Annotated in this window: 11 protein-coding genes and 1 tRNA gene; 2 read left to right on the plus strand and 10 right to left on the minus strand. The window is 67.1% G+C overall.

Annotated features, from left to right (window positions below; translation table 11 throughout):
- Positions 1–259 precede the first annotated feature (259 nt).
- The 5 genes from gltB to NED98_RS13605 form a co-directional block, all read right to left on the minus strand.
- A complete protein-coding gene (gene gltB, locus NED98_RS13585) occupies positions 260–4,789 on the minus strand; it encodes a glutamate synthase large subunit (RefSeq protein ID WP_265313375.1) in 4,530 nt (1,509 codons plus the stop codon).
- 26 nt (positions 4,790–4,815) lie between these two features.
- Positions 4,816–5,517: a DUF2059 domain-containing protein gene (locus tag NED98_RS13590; RefSeq protein ID WP_265313376.1), complete on the minus strand. Its 702-nt coding sequence runs from the start codon at positions 5,515–5,517 to the stop codon at positions 4,816–4,818.
- Positions 5,514–6,953 (minus strand): NAD(P)-dependent oxidoreductase, encoded by a 1,440-nt coding sequence (locus tag NED98_RS13595; RefSeq protein WP_265313377.1) that lies wholly within the window; start codon positions 6,951–6,953, stop codon positions 5,514–5,516. The genes NED98_RS13590 and NED98_RS13595 overlap by 4 nt, the downstream gene beginning before the upstream one ends.
- A 133-nt stretch (positions 6,954–7,086) precedes the next feature.
- A complete protein-coding gene (locus tag NED98_RS13600; protein ID WP_265313378.1) occupies positions 7,087–7,896 on the minus strand; it encodes an undecaprenyl-diphosphate phosphatase in 810 nt (269 codons plus the stop codon).
- 54 nt (positions 7,897–7,950) lie between these two features.
- On the minus strand, positions 7,951–8,886 hold the full coding sequence (locus NED98_RS13605) for a complex I NDUFA9 subunit family protein (protein WP_265313379.1): 936 nt from the start codon (positions 8,884–8,886) through the stop codon (positions 7,951–7,953).
- A 105-nt stretch (positions 8,887–8,991) separates the two neighbouring features.
- Here NED98_RS13605 and NED98_RS13610 point away from each other — a divergent pair.
- Positions 8,992–9,078, plus strand: a tRNA-Leu gene (locus NED98_RS13610).
- Positions 9,079–9,255: 177 nt separating this feature from the next.
- Entirely contained in the window at positions 9,256–10,485 is a 1,230-nt protein-coding gene (locus tag NED98_RS13615; RefSeq protein ID WP_265313380.1) for a tyrosine-type recombinase/integrase, read from the plus strand.
- A 58-nt stretch (positions 10,486–10,543) separates the two neighbouring features.
- Here NED98_RS13615 and NED98_RS13620 read toward each other — a convergent pair whose 3' ends face one another.
- The 5 genes from NED98_RS13620 to trbF are packed head-to-tail and all read right to left on the minus strand — an operon-like array spanning position 10,544 to position 13,832.
- Complete coding sequence (locus NED98_RS13620) at positions 10,544–10,774, minus strand: helix-turn-helix domain-containing protein (RefSeq protein WP_265313381.1); 231 nt, start codon at positions 10,772–10,774, stop codon at positions 10,544–10,546.
- Positions 10,771–11,001: a DUF2274 domain-containing protein gene (locus NED98_RS13625; protein ID WP_265313382.1), complete on the minus strand. Its 231-nt coding sequence runs from the start codon at positions 10,999–11,001 to the stop codon at positions 10,771–10,773. Before NED98_RS13625 ends, NED98_RS13620 begins: the two co-directional genes overlap by 4 nt.
- A gap of 1 nt (position 11,002) precedes the next feature.
- The gene (locus tag NED98_RS13630; protein WP_265313383.1) at positions 11,003–12,190 is read right to left on the minus strand and encodes a TraB/TrbI/VirB10 family type IV secretion system protein; all 1,188 of its coding nucleotides are present in this window, start codon (positions 12,188–12,190) and stop codon (positions 11,003–11,005) included.
- Positions 12,187–13,026: a P-type conjugative transfer protein TrbG gene (gene trbG, locus NED98_RS13635; protein ID WP_265313384.1), complete on the minus strand. Its 840-nt coding sequence runs from the start codon at positions 13,024–13,026 to the stop codon at positions 12,187–12,189. The genes NED98_RS13630 and trbG overlap by 4 nt, the downstream gene beginning before the upstream one ends.
- The gene (trbF, locus tag NED98_RS13640; protein WP_265313385.1) at positions 13,026–13,832 is read right to left on the minus strand and encodes a conjugal transfer protein TrbF; all 807 of its coding nucleotides are present in this window, start codon (positions 13,830–13,832) and stop codon (positions 13,026–13,028) included. Before trbF ends, trbG begins: the two co-directional genes overlap by 1 nt.
- Between the last annotated feature and the right edge of the window lie 2 nt (positions 13,833–13,834).

A 13,834-nucleotide genomic window follows, 5' to 3' on the forward strand; every position in this document is an offset into this window, starting at 1 on the left:
CCACCCATAAGCCGGGTGGCGGCGATGCGGCAACGGCGGTTGCGCCGGAAAGCTCAATAAGCGCCGATCGCATCTGGAATATCATGTGTTTCCGCGAAAGCGGGAACCCAGCGGACGAGAACACCAACCCCGCCGCTCTTGGCCTCTGGGTCCCCGCCTTCGCGGGGACACAAGCAATGTCCACCCCGGCGAAGGCCGGGGTCCAGCAACGAGCGGCCCGATACTGGACCCCGGCCTGCGCCGGGGTGGACGCTATTTCCTACTCCGCCGCCTCCAGCGCCTCGCTGTCGTCGAGCGGGTGGGAGAGGCGGGTGAGCATCTCCTTCGGCACGACCTGCCAGAAATGCCCGGCCTCGCGCTCCCAATCCTCGAGGATCGCGCGCGACCATTTGCTGTCGGTCACCTCGGCATGTTCGCGGATCAGATTCTGCAGCACGCTTTCCCAATGCAGCGCCGAGAGCCGCTGCCAGGTGATGCTTTCCGGGTTGGCGCGGCGCGCGAAGCTGCCGTTGGGATCGTAGACGAACGCCATCCCGCCGGTCATGCCCGCGCCGAAATTGGCGCCGACCTCGCCCAGCACCACCGCGGTGCCGCCGGTCATATATTCGCAGCCGTTGGCGCCGCAGCCTTCGACCACCACGGTCGCGCCCGAATTGCGCACCGCGAAACGCTCCCCGGCCTGCCCCGCGGCATAGAGCCGCCCGGCGGTCGCGCCGTAGAGCACGGTATTGCCGATGATCGTGTTGTTCTGGCTGGCGAGCGGCGACGACACCGCTGGACGCACCACGATCACCCCGCCGGACAGGCCCTTGCCGACATAATCATTGGCATCGCCGAACACCTCGAGCTTGACGCCCTTGACGAGGAACGCGCCGAGGCTCTGCCCGGCCGAGCCGCGCAGCCGGATCGTGACGTGGCCGTCGGCGAGCGTGTCCATCCCGAAGCGCGCGGTGATCTCGCTCGACAGGCGGGTGCCCACCGCGCGATGCGTGTTGCGCACCGAATAGGTCAGCTGCATCTTCTCGCCGCGCGAGAAGACCGCCGCCGCATCCTTGATGATCTGCGCATCGAGGCTGTCGGGCACTTCGTTGCGGAAGGTCTTGAGGCTGAAACGACGCTGGTCGTCGTCGGCGTCGACCTTGGCGAGGATCGGATTGAGATCGAGATCGTCGAGATGCTCGGCGCCACGGCTCACCTGGCGGAGCAATTCGGTGCGCCCGATCACCTCGTCGAGGCTGCGCACGCCGAGCCGGGCGAGGATGTCGCGCACCTCCTCGGCGATGAAGGTCATCAGGTTGATGACCTTTTCCGGCGTGCCCACGAACTTCTGCCGCAGCTTGTCGTCCTGCGTGCAGACGCCGACGGGGCAGGTGTTCGAATGGCATTGCCGCACCATGATGCAGCCCATCGCGACCAGCGAGAGCGTGCCGATGCCGAATTCCTCCGCACCGAGGATCGCGGCGATCACGATGTCGCGCCCGGTCTTGAGCCCGCCGTCGGTGCGCAGCTTGACGCGGCCGCGCAGCCCGTTGAGCGTCAGCACCTGATTGACCTCGCTCAGCCCCATTTCCCACGGGGTGCCGGCATATTTGATGCTGGTCTGCGGGGAGGCGCCGGTGCCGCCGACATGCCCCGAGACGAGGATCACGTCGGCGTGGGCCTTGGCGACGCCCGCCGCCACCGTGCCGATCCCGGCCGACGAGACGAGCTTGACGCAGACCCGCGCGCGCGGGTTGATCTGCTTCAGATCGTAGATCAGCTGCGCCAGATCCTCGATCGAATAGATGTCGTGATGCGGCGGCGGCGAGATCAGCGTGACGCCGGGCGTTGCGTGGCGCAACTTGGCGATGAATTCGGTGACCTTGAAGCCGGGGAGCTGGCCGCCCTCGCCGGGCTTGGCGCCCTGCGCGACCTTGATCTCGATCTCTTCGCAGGCGTTGAGATATTCTGCCGTGACGCCGAACCGCCCGCTGGCGATCTGCTTGATTACCGAATTGGCGTTGTCGCCGTTGGCATAAGGCGTGTAGCGCGCCTTGTCCTCGCCGCCCTCGCCCGACACCGCCTTGGCGCCGATGCGGTTCATCGCGATCGCCAGCGTCTCGTGCGCCTCGGGGCTGAGCGCGCCCAGCGACATCCCCGGGGTGACGAAGCGCTTGCGAATCTCGGTGATCGGCTCGACCTGATCGACCGGGATGCCCTCGCCGGGGAAGTTGAACTGTAGCAGATCGCGCAGATAGATCGGCGGCAGATCGGCCACCCCGCGCGCGAATTGCAGATAGGTGGTGTAGCTGTCGGTCGCGACCGAGGTCTGCAGCAGATGCATCAGCTGCGCCGAATAGGCATGCGCCTCGCCGGTGTGGCGCTGGCGATAGAAGCCGCCGATCGGCAGGTTGACCACCGCGGGGTCGAACGCCGCCTCGTGCCGCTCGGTCGCGTTGATATGGAGCGAGGCATAACCCTCGCCCGAGATCTTCGCCGGCATGCCGGGGAACAGATCGTTGACCAGCGCGCGGCTGAGGCCCACCGCCTCGAAATTATAGCCGCCGCGATAGCTGGAGATCACCGCGATCCCCATCTTCGACATGATCTTGAGCAGCCCTTCCTCGATCGCGGTGCGATGCCGCTCGAGGCATTGCTCGATCGTGAGGTCGCCGAACAGCCCGCGCGCGTGGCGATCGGCGATCGCCGCCTCCGCCAGATAGGCGTTCACCGTCGTCGCGCCGACCCCGATCAGCACCGCATAATAATGCGTGTCGAGGCATTCCGCCGCGCGGACGTTGATCGAGGCATAGGAACGAAGCCCGCGCCGCACGAGATGCGTATGCACCGCCGCCGCCGCGAGCACGCCGGGGATCGCGACGCGATCGGGGCCGATATGCTCGTCGGTGAGGAACAATTCGCTCTTGCCCTCGCGCACCGCCTGCTCGGCCTGGTTGCGGATGCGCTGGATCGCGGCGCGCAGCCGCTCGGCATCGCCCGCCGCCTCGAAGGTGCAGTCGATCTCCGCCGCCGAATTGCCGAAATGTGCCTTGAGCCCGCCCCACATCGCCGAGGTGAGCACCGGCGAATCCATCACCAGCACGCGCTCGCGCCGATCCTCGGTATCGAGGATGTTGGCGAGATTGCCGAAGCGCGTCTTGAGCGACATCACATAACGTTCGCGCAAGCTGTCGATCGGCGGGTTGGTGACCTGCGAGAAATTCTGCCGGAAGAAATGGCTGAGCAATCGCGGCTTGTCCGAGATCACCGCAAGCGGCGTATCGTCGCCCATCGAGCCGATCGCTTCCTTGCCGGTCTCGACCATCGGCGCGAGGATCAGTTCCATATCCTCGAGCGTCTGCCCTGCCGCGACCTGCCGCCGCGCCAGCTCGGCGCGATCGTAGCGCGGCACGGTCCCCGCCGGCGCCGGCGGAAGATCGTCGAGCGTCGCGAAATTGCCGATCATCGCGGCATAATCCTGCTCGCCGGCGATGCGGTCCTTGATCTCGCGATCGTGGAACACGCGCCCCTCGGCGAGATCGACCGCGATCATCTGCCCCGGCCCGAGCCGGCCCTTGGCGATGATCGTCGATTCGGGCACGACGACCATCCCGCTTTCCGATCCGACGATCAGCAGCCCGTCGGCGGTCTCGGTATAACGCAGCGGACGCAGCGCGTTGCGGTCCATCCCGGCGACCGCCCAGCGGCCGTCGGTCATCGCCAGCGCCGCCGGGCCGTCCCACGGCTCCATCACGCTGGCGAGATATTGGTACATCGCGGCATGTGCAGGCGGCACATCCTCGTCGCCGCTGTTGCGCCACGCCTCGGGTACCAGCATCAGCTTCGCGGTTGGCGCATCGCGGCCCGAGCGGCAGATCGCCTCGAAGGTCGCATCGAGCGCGGCGGTGTCGCTCGCGCCCGCCGGGATCACCGGCTTGATATCCTCCGAATGTTCGCCGAACGCGATCGAGGCCATGCGGATCTCGTGGCTCAGCATCCAGTTCTTGTTGCCGCGGATCGTGTTGATCTCGCCGTTATGCGCGAGGCAGCGGAACGGCTGCGCCAGCCACCATTGCGGGAAGGTGTTGGTCGAATAACGCTGGTGGAAGATCGCGACGCGGCTCTCGAAGCGCTTGTCGGTCAGATCGGGGTAGAACACCGACAGGCTCTCGGCGAGGAACAGCCCCTTGTAGACGATCGAGCGGCACGAGAGCGAGCAGATGTAGAAGCCCTGGATCTGCGCCGCGATCACCCGCTTCTCGATCCGCCGGCGGACGAGATAGAGGTTCTTCTCGAATTCGGCTGCGTCGACCTCTTCGGGCAGCGGCCCGGCGATCATGATCTGTTCGATCTCGGGGCGGGTTTCCTGCGCCTTGCGCCCGATCACGCTGACGTCGACCGGCACCTGGCGCCAGCCGTAGATCGTATAGCCCGCCTCGATGATCGCGCTCTCGACGATCGTGCGGCAGGTTTCCTGCGCGCCGAGATCGGTGCGCGGCAGGAATATCATGCCGACCGCCAGCCGGTTGTGGAGCACCTTATGCCCGCTCGCCGCGATCGCATCGTCGAAGAAGCGGATCGGCAGATCGACGTGGATGCCCGCGCCGTCGCCGGTCTTGCCGTCGGCATCGACCGCGCCGCGATGCCACACCGCCTTCAATGCATCGATCGCCGACTGGACGACGCGGCGCGACGGCCGCCCATCGGTCGCGGCGACGAGGCCGACGCCGCAGGCATCGGATTCGAGCTCGGGGCGGTACATGCCGTGCGTGGTAAGGTGGGTGCGCTGTTCTTCGAGCGTGCGGGCCATGACGGGGGCCTCCGTGCGATCCTGGGTCACTTCGCGTCCTTTCCGGTCGCGGCGTCGGTTGACGTCTTTTTCGGCGGTGGCGGGAGATGTTTGGTCGCATCGGCGACATGCGCCATGATCTTCGGCATCGCCTGCATCATCTTCGGTACGAATGCCTGCATCGCGTTGACCATATCCGGCCCCATCATCAGCAGCATCGAATCCGAGGCATAAGCCTTGCCGGTGGGCGTCGCGAAGAAACGCTGGAGGTCACCGAGTTCAGCCACCGAGAAGCGCCGGGCATAGGACGCGGTGAGGGCATCGCGTACGCCTGGCTCGATCTCGGTCATCAACGTGGCCATCTCGTCGCCCATCACCTTCATCGTGATGCGCATCCGCTCGCGGAAATAGGGATCGGCGCGATCCGCCGCCTGCCCAAGCGTTTCGTCCGGGTGGACGTCCTTCGCCTTGGTCGCGTCGGCCGGAAGCCCCATGTTCTTGGCGAATTCGTGCGGCTTCATGTCGAACATCCGCATCATCGTGCCCTGCACGACCTGATCCATCGTGGCATGCATGACGCGGGCATAGGTGCCGAGCGGCCACAGCGCGTCGATAACCGGCCGGGCCGCGACAAGGCGCGCGGGATCGGGTGCCGGAAGCGCGGCCGGTGCCTCGGTCACCGGCTCGGCGAGCAACGGCGTGGGGGCGGCGAGCAGCGCGGCTGCGCACAGCGCATGACGCAGCATCATGCCGCCACCCGTTCGCTCGCGGCCTTGGCCTTGAGCCACTTATGCATCTGCTCGGCGACATCGCGCCCGTCGCGGATCGCCCACACCACGAGGCTCGCGCCGCGCACGATATCGCCCGCGGCGAACACGCCGTCGAGGCTGGTCATCAGCGTCTTGCCGTCGACGAGCAAGGTGCCCCAGCGCGTCACCCCCAGTTCGGGCGCATCCCACAGCCGCGGCAGTTCCTCGGCGTCGAAGCCCAGCGCCTTGATCACCAGATCGGCGGGGAAGGACAGTTCATTGCCCGGATCGATCTCCGGCGCGCGGCGGCCGCTGGAATCGGCGGCACCGAGGCGCATCCGGCTGGCGCGGACGCTCGATACCTTCTCGCCGTCGAACGCGAGCGGGGCGGAGAGCCAGACGAATTCGACGCCCTCTTCCTCGGCATTGGCCACCTCGCGCTGGCTCCCCGGCATATTGGCGCGGTCGCGGCGGTAGAGGCATTTGACGCTCTTCGCGCCCTGGCGGATCGCGGTGCGCACGCAGTCCATCGCGGTATCGCCCCCGCCGACCACCACGACATGCTTGCCCGCGGCATCGAGGCTGCCGTCGTCGAATGCCGGGACGGCATCGCCGAAGCCCTTGCGGTTCGACGCGGTAAGATAATCGAGCGCCTCGACCACGCCGTCGGCGGCGTTGCCCGGCACGTCGATCGCGCGGGCGCGATAGACGCCGGTGGCGATGACGAGCGCGTCGTGGCGCTGGCGCAGCTCATCGAGCGTCGCGTCGCGGCCGACCTCGAACCCTTCGTGGAACACGATCCCGCCTTCGCGCAGCCGCTCGACGCGGCGCATCACCACCGGTTTCTCGAGCTTGAACCCGGGGATGCCATAGGTCAGCAGCCCGCCGGCGCGGTCGTGCCGGTCATAGACATGCACCTCATAGCCGCGGACGCGGAGATATTCCGCCGCCGACAGCCCCGCCGGCCCCGCGCCGATCACCCCGACCGACTGGCCGCGCGGCGCGCCGGGCTTGAGCGGCTCGACCCAGCCTTCTTCCCAGGCGGTATCGGTGATGAATTTCTCGACCGAGCCGATCGTCACCGCGCCGTGGCCGGAGAATTCGATCACGCAATTGCCCTCGCACAATCGGTCCTGCGGGCAGATCCGGCCGCAGATCTCGGGCATGGTCGAGGTGCTGTTGCTCAGCTCATAGGCTTCGCGCAGTCGCCCTTCGGCGGTCAGCCGCAGCCAATCGGGGATATGGTTGTGGAGCGGGCAATGCACCGAGCAATAAGGCACCCCGCATTGCGAGCAGCGCGACGCCTGATCCTCGGCCGCCGTCTCCGCATAGCGATCGGCGATCTCGCGAAAGTCCGCCGCACGCGCCGCCGCCCCGCGCTTGTCCGGATAGGACTGCGCCTTCGCGACGAATCGAAGCATCTTTTCAACAGCCATAAGCCCTCCGCCGGCTGCGTTCTCACAGCCGGGTCGGGACAACAAGTCAGCATTGCTGACCTATATGGCGGTTTGGCCCTTTTATCGGGTCGAAAAGAGCGAATAACGCTCCAATAAAGCGTCCGTATCGGTCTTAATGGAGGAAAATTGCGATGAGCGCAACGGCGCCGGCAACGATTCGATACCAGGCGAAGGGCTGGAAGCCATGTTTCGCCACGATCGACATGAACCAGCGGATCACCACCATCGCGACGAGGAACGACACGACGAACCCGATCGCGATCGACCCGACATGTGCGCCGCTCAATTCGTGACGGCTCTTCCACAAGGTGAGCGCGGTCGCGCCGAGCATCGTCGGGATGGCGAGGAAGAAGCTGTATTCGGCCGCGGTCTCACGCGAGACCCCCATTGCGCGCGCGCCCATGATCGTTGCGCCCGAGCGGCTGACCCCGGGGATCATCGCCAGGCATTGCAGCACCCCGACGCCGAGCGCGGTGCGCCACGACATATCCTCGACCATCCCGCCCTTCGACGGCGGGGCGAAGCGTTCGATGACGAGGATCGCGATGCCGCCGACGATCAATGCGATCGCCACCACGGTCGGGGCGATCACCGGCGCCTCGAGCACCGCCTTGATCGCCTTATAGGCGACCGCGCCGACCAAAGCCGCGGGAAGGAAGCCGAGCAGCACGTTGCGGGTGAAGGCGATCGCTTGCGGCTCGCGGCGCAGCAGCCCGCGCGCGACGATCATGAAGCGCCCCCAGAACAGCACCACCACGGCGAGGATCGCGCCGAGCTGGATGACGATATCGAAGGTCGCATCGGCCTCGGGCAGCCCGAGCAACGCGCCGGCGAGGATCAGATGCCCGGTGGAGGAGACGGGCAGGAATTCGGTCACGCCCTCGACGATCCCGAGCAGGATCACGATCAGCAGGTCGGTCATGTGGGGATGGTCCTCGCGTCGGCGCCCCGCGCGAGCGAGGCGCGCGGGATGAAATCAGGCCTTGGCGGTGACCGCGAAACGACCGGCGCGGCGATAACGCACCAGCCAGTCGGGCGCGACCGCGGCGAGCGGGGTCGGGGTGACGCCGAGTGCGGCGAGCCCCGCCGCGTCGGGCGCGACGACGGTGTCGCGCTGGAGCAACTTCCACTGGTCGGCGGTGAGCGGCGCGCCGGGCAGGAAGCCGAACATCGCGATCGCCTGCCCGGCGATATCGGGCAGCGCAGGGAAAGCGGGATCGCGGTCGATCGTCCGTGCGATCCATTGGTGGAGCCCGAGCATCGTCAGCACATCGGGGCCGCCGAGCTCGTAGACCTGCCCACCGAACCGCGCCGGATCGGCAAGCGCGGTCGCTGCCGCCGCCGCGACGTCACCCACGAACACCGGCTGGAAGCGCGTTTCGGCGCGCAGCACCGGCACCACGGGGAGCCGCGCGATCATCGCGGCGAAACGATTGGTGAACTGGTCCTCGCGGCCGAATACGGTGGCGGGGCGCAGGATCGTCGCCTTGGGGAACGCGGCACGGACCGCGGCCTCGCCCTCGGCCTTGGTGCGCGCATAGGAAGAGGGCGATTCGGCATCGGCGCCGATCGCGGAGAAATGGACGAGCGATTCGGCACCGCTATGCGCGGCGGCCTCCGCCACCGCGCGCGCGCCGTCGACATGGACGCGCCCGAGATCGCCGGCGAAGCTGCCGACGAGGTTGACGACATGATCGGCGCCCGAGATGGCGCGCGCGATCGTATCGGGGCGGGTGACGTCGGCGGCGACGAATTGCGTCTGGCCGAGCCCGCCGAGCGGCTTGAGGAACCACGCGTCGCGCGGATCGCGCTGCGCGACGCGGACCCGCGCCCCCGCCGCGAGCAGCGCCTGGGCGACATAGCGGCCGATAAAGCCTCCGCCACCGACGAGCGTGACCAACCTGTCCTTCATGCGCGAGCCGTCCAAAAAAGATTTTCGATGCTTGAGCGCCTAGCCCTGAGCGAGCCCGGTTGACAAGGCCGGGCTGCCTCCCCTAGAGGCGCCGGCCTACCCCGTGCCCAGATGGCGGAATTGGTAGACGCACCAGCTTCAGGTGCTGGCGCTCGCAAGGGCGTGGAGGTTCGAGTCCTCTTCTGGGCACCAATACTGGCTCTGGATACGTCCAGCAGCGTCCAGTAAGCGGCTGGTTTCACAGCATTTTTAGACCGAGAATCGCCAGACACCGTCCGGCGAAATCCGGCTGCGACCACCAAAAAACACCCCGCTTTGGTGCTTCATTTGGTGGCCACGGATCGACCCGGCTTTGCTGGGAAAACGACCATGCTGACCTACATCCAGATCAACACCGCCAAGCCAAGGGCGAAAGAGTACGCCCTCTCCGATTCCCAAGGGCTCTATCTCACCATCCGGCCCAACGGCTCGAAGCTATGGCGCTTCAAGTACCGATTCCTCGACAAGCAGAAGACGCTTCACCTCGGCGGATGGCCGACGATTAGCCTCGCCGATGCCCGCGTGCGGCGTGACGAGGCCAAGAAGCTGGTCGTCAACGGAATCGACCCCGCACTCGAGAAGAAGCGCTCGCGGATCGCCGCCAAATATGCCGCGGCCAACACCTTCGAAGCCGTGGCCAAGGAATGGCTTGTCAAATGCGAGCGGGACGGCCTCGCGCCGGTGACGATCGAGAAGATCGGCTGGCTGCTCGCCAAGGCTTATCCCGTTATCGGCAGCATTCCGATCGCGCAGATCACCCCGCACGAGGCGCTGGCGGTCCTGCGCAAGGTCGAGGCCACGGGCGCGTACGAAAGCGCCCGGCGCATGCGCAGCGTGCTTAGCCGCGTGTTCCGCTACGGTGTCGCGACCGTGCGATGCGACAAGGATGTGGCCGCCGACCTTCGCGGCGCCATCGCAGCGCCCAAGGTCAAGCATTTCGCAGCCATCACGCGGCCGTCGGAGGTCGGCGCCCTGCTTCGGGCCATTGACGGCTACAGCGGCCACAAGGTCACCGTCATGGCGATGCGGCTCTCCCCGCATGTACTGCTCCGGCCAGGCGAGCTGAGGCAGGCCGAATGGGCCGACATCGATTTCGACGAGGAGATCTGGTACGTCCCGGCGGAGCGCATGAAGATGCGACGGCCGCACCGGGTGCCGCTGTCACGGCAGGTGATCGCGATGCTCAAGGAGCTTCACGAGCACACGCACTGGTGGAAATACCTGTTCCCGTGCCTCGGCAAGCCTCGCAAGGCGATGTCGGAGAACGCCGTGAACCAGGGCCTGCGCAAGCTCGGCTACACGACCGACCAGATGACCGCGCATGGGTTCCGGGCGATGGCGGCGACGCTGCTCAACGAGCTGGGCGAGTGGAATCCCGATGCGATCGAACGCCAGCTTGCGCACGTCGATACCAATCAGGTCCGTCGTGCCTATGCGCGCGGCGAATATTGGGACGAACGCGTCGCGATGATGCAGCGCTGGTCTGACTACCTCGACGAGTTGCGGGACGGAGGGAAAATTCTCCGCCCGGATTTTGGGGCCAAGCGATCGAGGGGCTGACGCCCATACCCCGCGGGGGATGGCGGCGGATCATCCCCTGCGGGGTATATCATGAGGCTCATCGCTCGGACGAGCGAATGGGTTGAGGGTCGGCCACGGAGCGACTGGCCGTGAGCGCCTTGAGACTCGCGTATTGCACCAGAGTCGCCCTCCCGACCTTCACCGTGTCGAGATCGCCCGACTGGATCAGCTCATAGATGCGCGACCGGCTCAGGCCCGTGATCCGCACCGCCGTCGAAATGCGAACCGTCAGCGGCTCAATCTTCTTTTCCCATGCCCGCTCGATCATTTTTGCCCTCGCAACGCAGCCTCGCGTGCTTTGACAAATCCGCGGTCGCTTTCGAGGAACGCCGTGAGCATCGCCGGAACGAGATCGGCGACCGGTTCCTCGACACCATAGGTCGCGGCATAGATGGCTGCGTAGCTCTGGAGGGCGGCTTGGAGGTCGGGCGTGATCGTGATCGCCAGCTTGACCGGCGTGCGGTCGGGCAACTTGCCCAGCTTCAGCTCTGCCATGTCAGCCGGCCTTTCCGCGCCACGGCGCGAGGATCAGATCGCGGGTCACCAGCACGCGGACCGGCGCGCCGGGGCGGATGGTGATCGTCGGCTGGATATCGAGGTTGCGCTGGGTGATCTGGTCGCCCGCGCGCGCCGTGTTCGACTGCGCGGACTCGCGGATTGCCTGCACGAGATCGCTTTCGCCAGAGATCGACAGCTCCGAACCGACCCCGAGCAATGTCGCGATCCCGACGCCCTTGAGCAGCGTCCAGGTGTGAAAGTCGACCTTGTCGGCGAGCCCGGCATAGCCCGACGGATCGGCCGCCGGCATATTGTCGAGGCGGACCGAACTGCCGTCAGGCAGGATCAGCCGCTGCCATATGACGAGCGCCCGCCGCTGACCGAAAGCGACCACGGAGTCATATTTGCCGATGAGCCGCGCGCCCTGTGGCACGAGCAGAATGCGGCCGGTGACCGTGTCGAACACATTTTGCGTCACCTGCGCCGTGACCATGCCGGGGAGATCGGAACTGAGACCGGTGATGAGGCTGGCGGCAATGACGCTTCCGGCGAGCACGCTGTTGGGCGAGACCGGGGGCACCAGTCCTCCCGAATTGAGATCGCCGCCTGTATCGCGCGCGGCGGCGAATTGCTCCTTGCGCGTGCCCGGCGTGGCGGGCGTCGAAACCGCGCCAGCGGCTGTCGCCGACGCCGACGCATCCAGTGCCGGCGGAGGGGCGGCATTTCTCGCGGTCGTCACCTGCGCCATAAGCCCGGACTCTCGCGCCGCCTTGAGATCGGCGAGGCGCTGCTGCCGGGCGGCTTCCGCCGTGTCGACGCCGGACGGCGCAACCGTGGCGTCTGCTCGTTCCTGGGCGCGGAGGATCGGTCGGCCGAGATCGCCCGGTAGCGGCGGCCCGAGCTTGGGCGCGTCGCCATAGCTCGCCGGCAGCCCCGACAGCGGGTCGGATGCAGGCTTCGCCATCGGCTGCGACAGTTCGCTCTCCTGTGCGACCTGCCGAAACACCTGCGGCTTGAGCGCCGTCCAGGCGATGCCCATCAGGCTGACCGATCCGAGCGCAGCGATCCTGATGATCGCACCGCGGCGAAAGCGGATGGCACGGGCCGGCCGTGAGCGGATGCTGAGCGTCTCCGGATCGAGCTTCGGTTGAGGCGCGGCCGGCGCCGGTGCAGCGGCCTCGGTCATGCGCCCCTCCGCTTCGCCCCGGACGACACTCGGTCGATGCGCACGACCTGCTGCCTCTTGAGACCGAGCCGCAGCTCGGCGGCGTCGAAGATCCGGTCGACGACATAGAAGCGGCCGCTCACCCGATAGTTGACCAGCTCGGCCTTGCCATCGGACCCGACGAGGAACAGCGGCGGCGCCTCGCCGCTCGCCAGCGTGGCCGGGAACTCGACATAGGTCTTCTGCCCATCGTCGAACGCGCGCAACGGCCGCCAGGCGGGCTTGTCGCCGCTGATCGCATAGTTGAAATGAAGCGTCTCGACCGACAGGCCGGCGGCGACCGGCGCGGCCCCGCGCTCGGTTTCGGCCTTGCGGCGGAGCGCGAGCAGCTCGTCCTGCGGATAGGTCCAGCGCATTGAGGACAGCGCCGTGGCCGTCGTGCTGACTAGCCGGACATGGTAGGCGCGGCGGTCGGTAGTGATGACGAGATTGGTGACCAGTCCGGCCGAGAAGGGCTTCACCAGGACATGCGTCTGCCTGGTCTCTCCCGATCCGCTGGTCGTGTCGCCGATGACCCAGCGCGCGGTATCGCCACTGGCGACGGCGATCAGTGCTTCGCCGGGCTGGAGGACGATGTCCGTGACGAGGCCCGGCGCGGCATAGGCGAGGAAGATCGTGCCTTCGCTGAAAGGATAGACCTGGGCGCCGCTGACGAACCCGGCCGGCGCCGGCTCGATCGTCGCCGCCCGGTTGGCGGTCGCGACATGCTGGACCGCCTGCCGCGCAGGTCGCGTCTGGGCGCCCGCTGAAGAGGCGATGAGGATGCCGGCAAGCGCCGGCAGGAGGGCGAGTTTCATCACTGGGTCTCCTGGGAATTGGCGGTCGGTGCGCCGAGGGTCGGATCGAGCGGGGAGCCGAGCGGCAGGTTGGGTGTCGCGGGCGATGCCTGTGCGGCAGGTTGGGCGGACCCAGCGGGCGCGGTATCGAGCTCGCGGCTCCAGTCGATCGCGTCGACGTAGATGCCGAGCGGATTCCTGCGCAGCACGTCGGCCGAAGCGGGTGGCCGCGATACGATGGTGAGAATGGCGGTCCAGCGCGAGACGCCGGCCTGGCTGCCACGCTCGAACGCGGTCTCGGTCCACTTCACTTGAAACGACTTGTCCGAGGCGCGCACGACGCTGGTCACTTCGACCGACACGGTGCGCTCGCCGACATTGGCGAACGGCGATGCCGCGCGCGCATATTCGCCGAGGAACTGCGCGCCGCGCTTCGTCGCAAAGTCATAGGCTTCGAGCCAGTCGCGCCGCATCAGCACCGGATCGAGCGAGACCGACCGCACGCTGCGGATGAACCGGGCAAGGTGCCATGCGATTTGCCGGTCGGTCGGCTGATATTCGACATCGGCCGGCTGCACGGCGCGCGCCTCGCCGAGCCGGTCGACCTCGACGACATAGGGCGTGATCCGGCTCTGCAGCGACTGCCAGGCAAGCCCGGCGGACGTGCCCGCTGTCAGGAACAGACAGCCGAACGCCATCAGTCGCCAGTTTCGCGCCTGAACCCGTGCCGAACCGATCCGCTCGTCCCACAGCTGTCCGGCACGCTGATAGGGCGTTTCGGGCGGCGGTGTGCGGCCGTAGCGCTGCATGCTTCGCTTGAAGAACATGG

It is taken from the genome of Sphingomonas lycopersici, from assembly GCF_026130605.1.
Taxonomy (GTDB): Bacteria; Pseudomonadota; Alphaproteobacteria; order Sphingomonadales; family Sphingomonadaceae; genus Sphingomonas; species Sphingomonas lycopersici.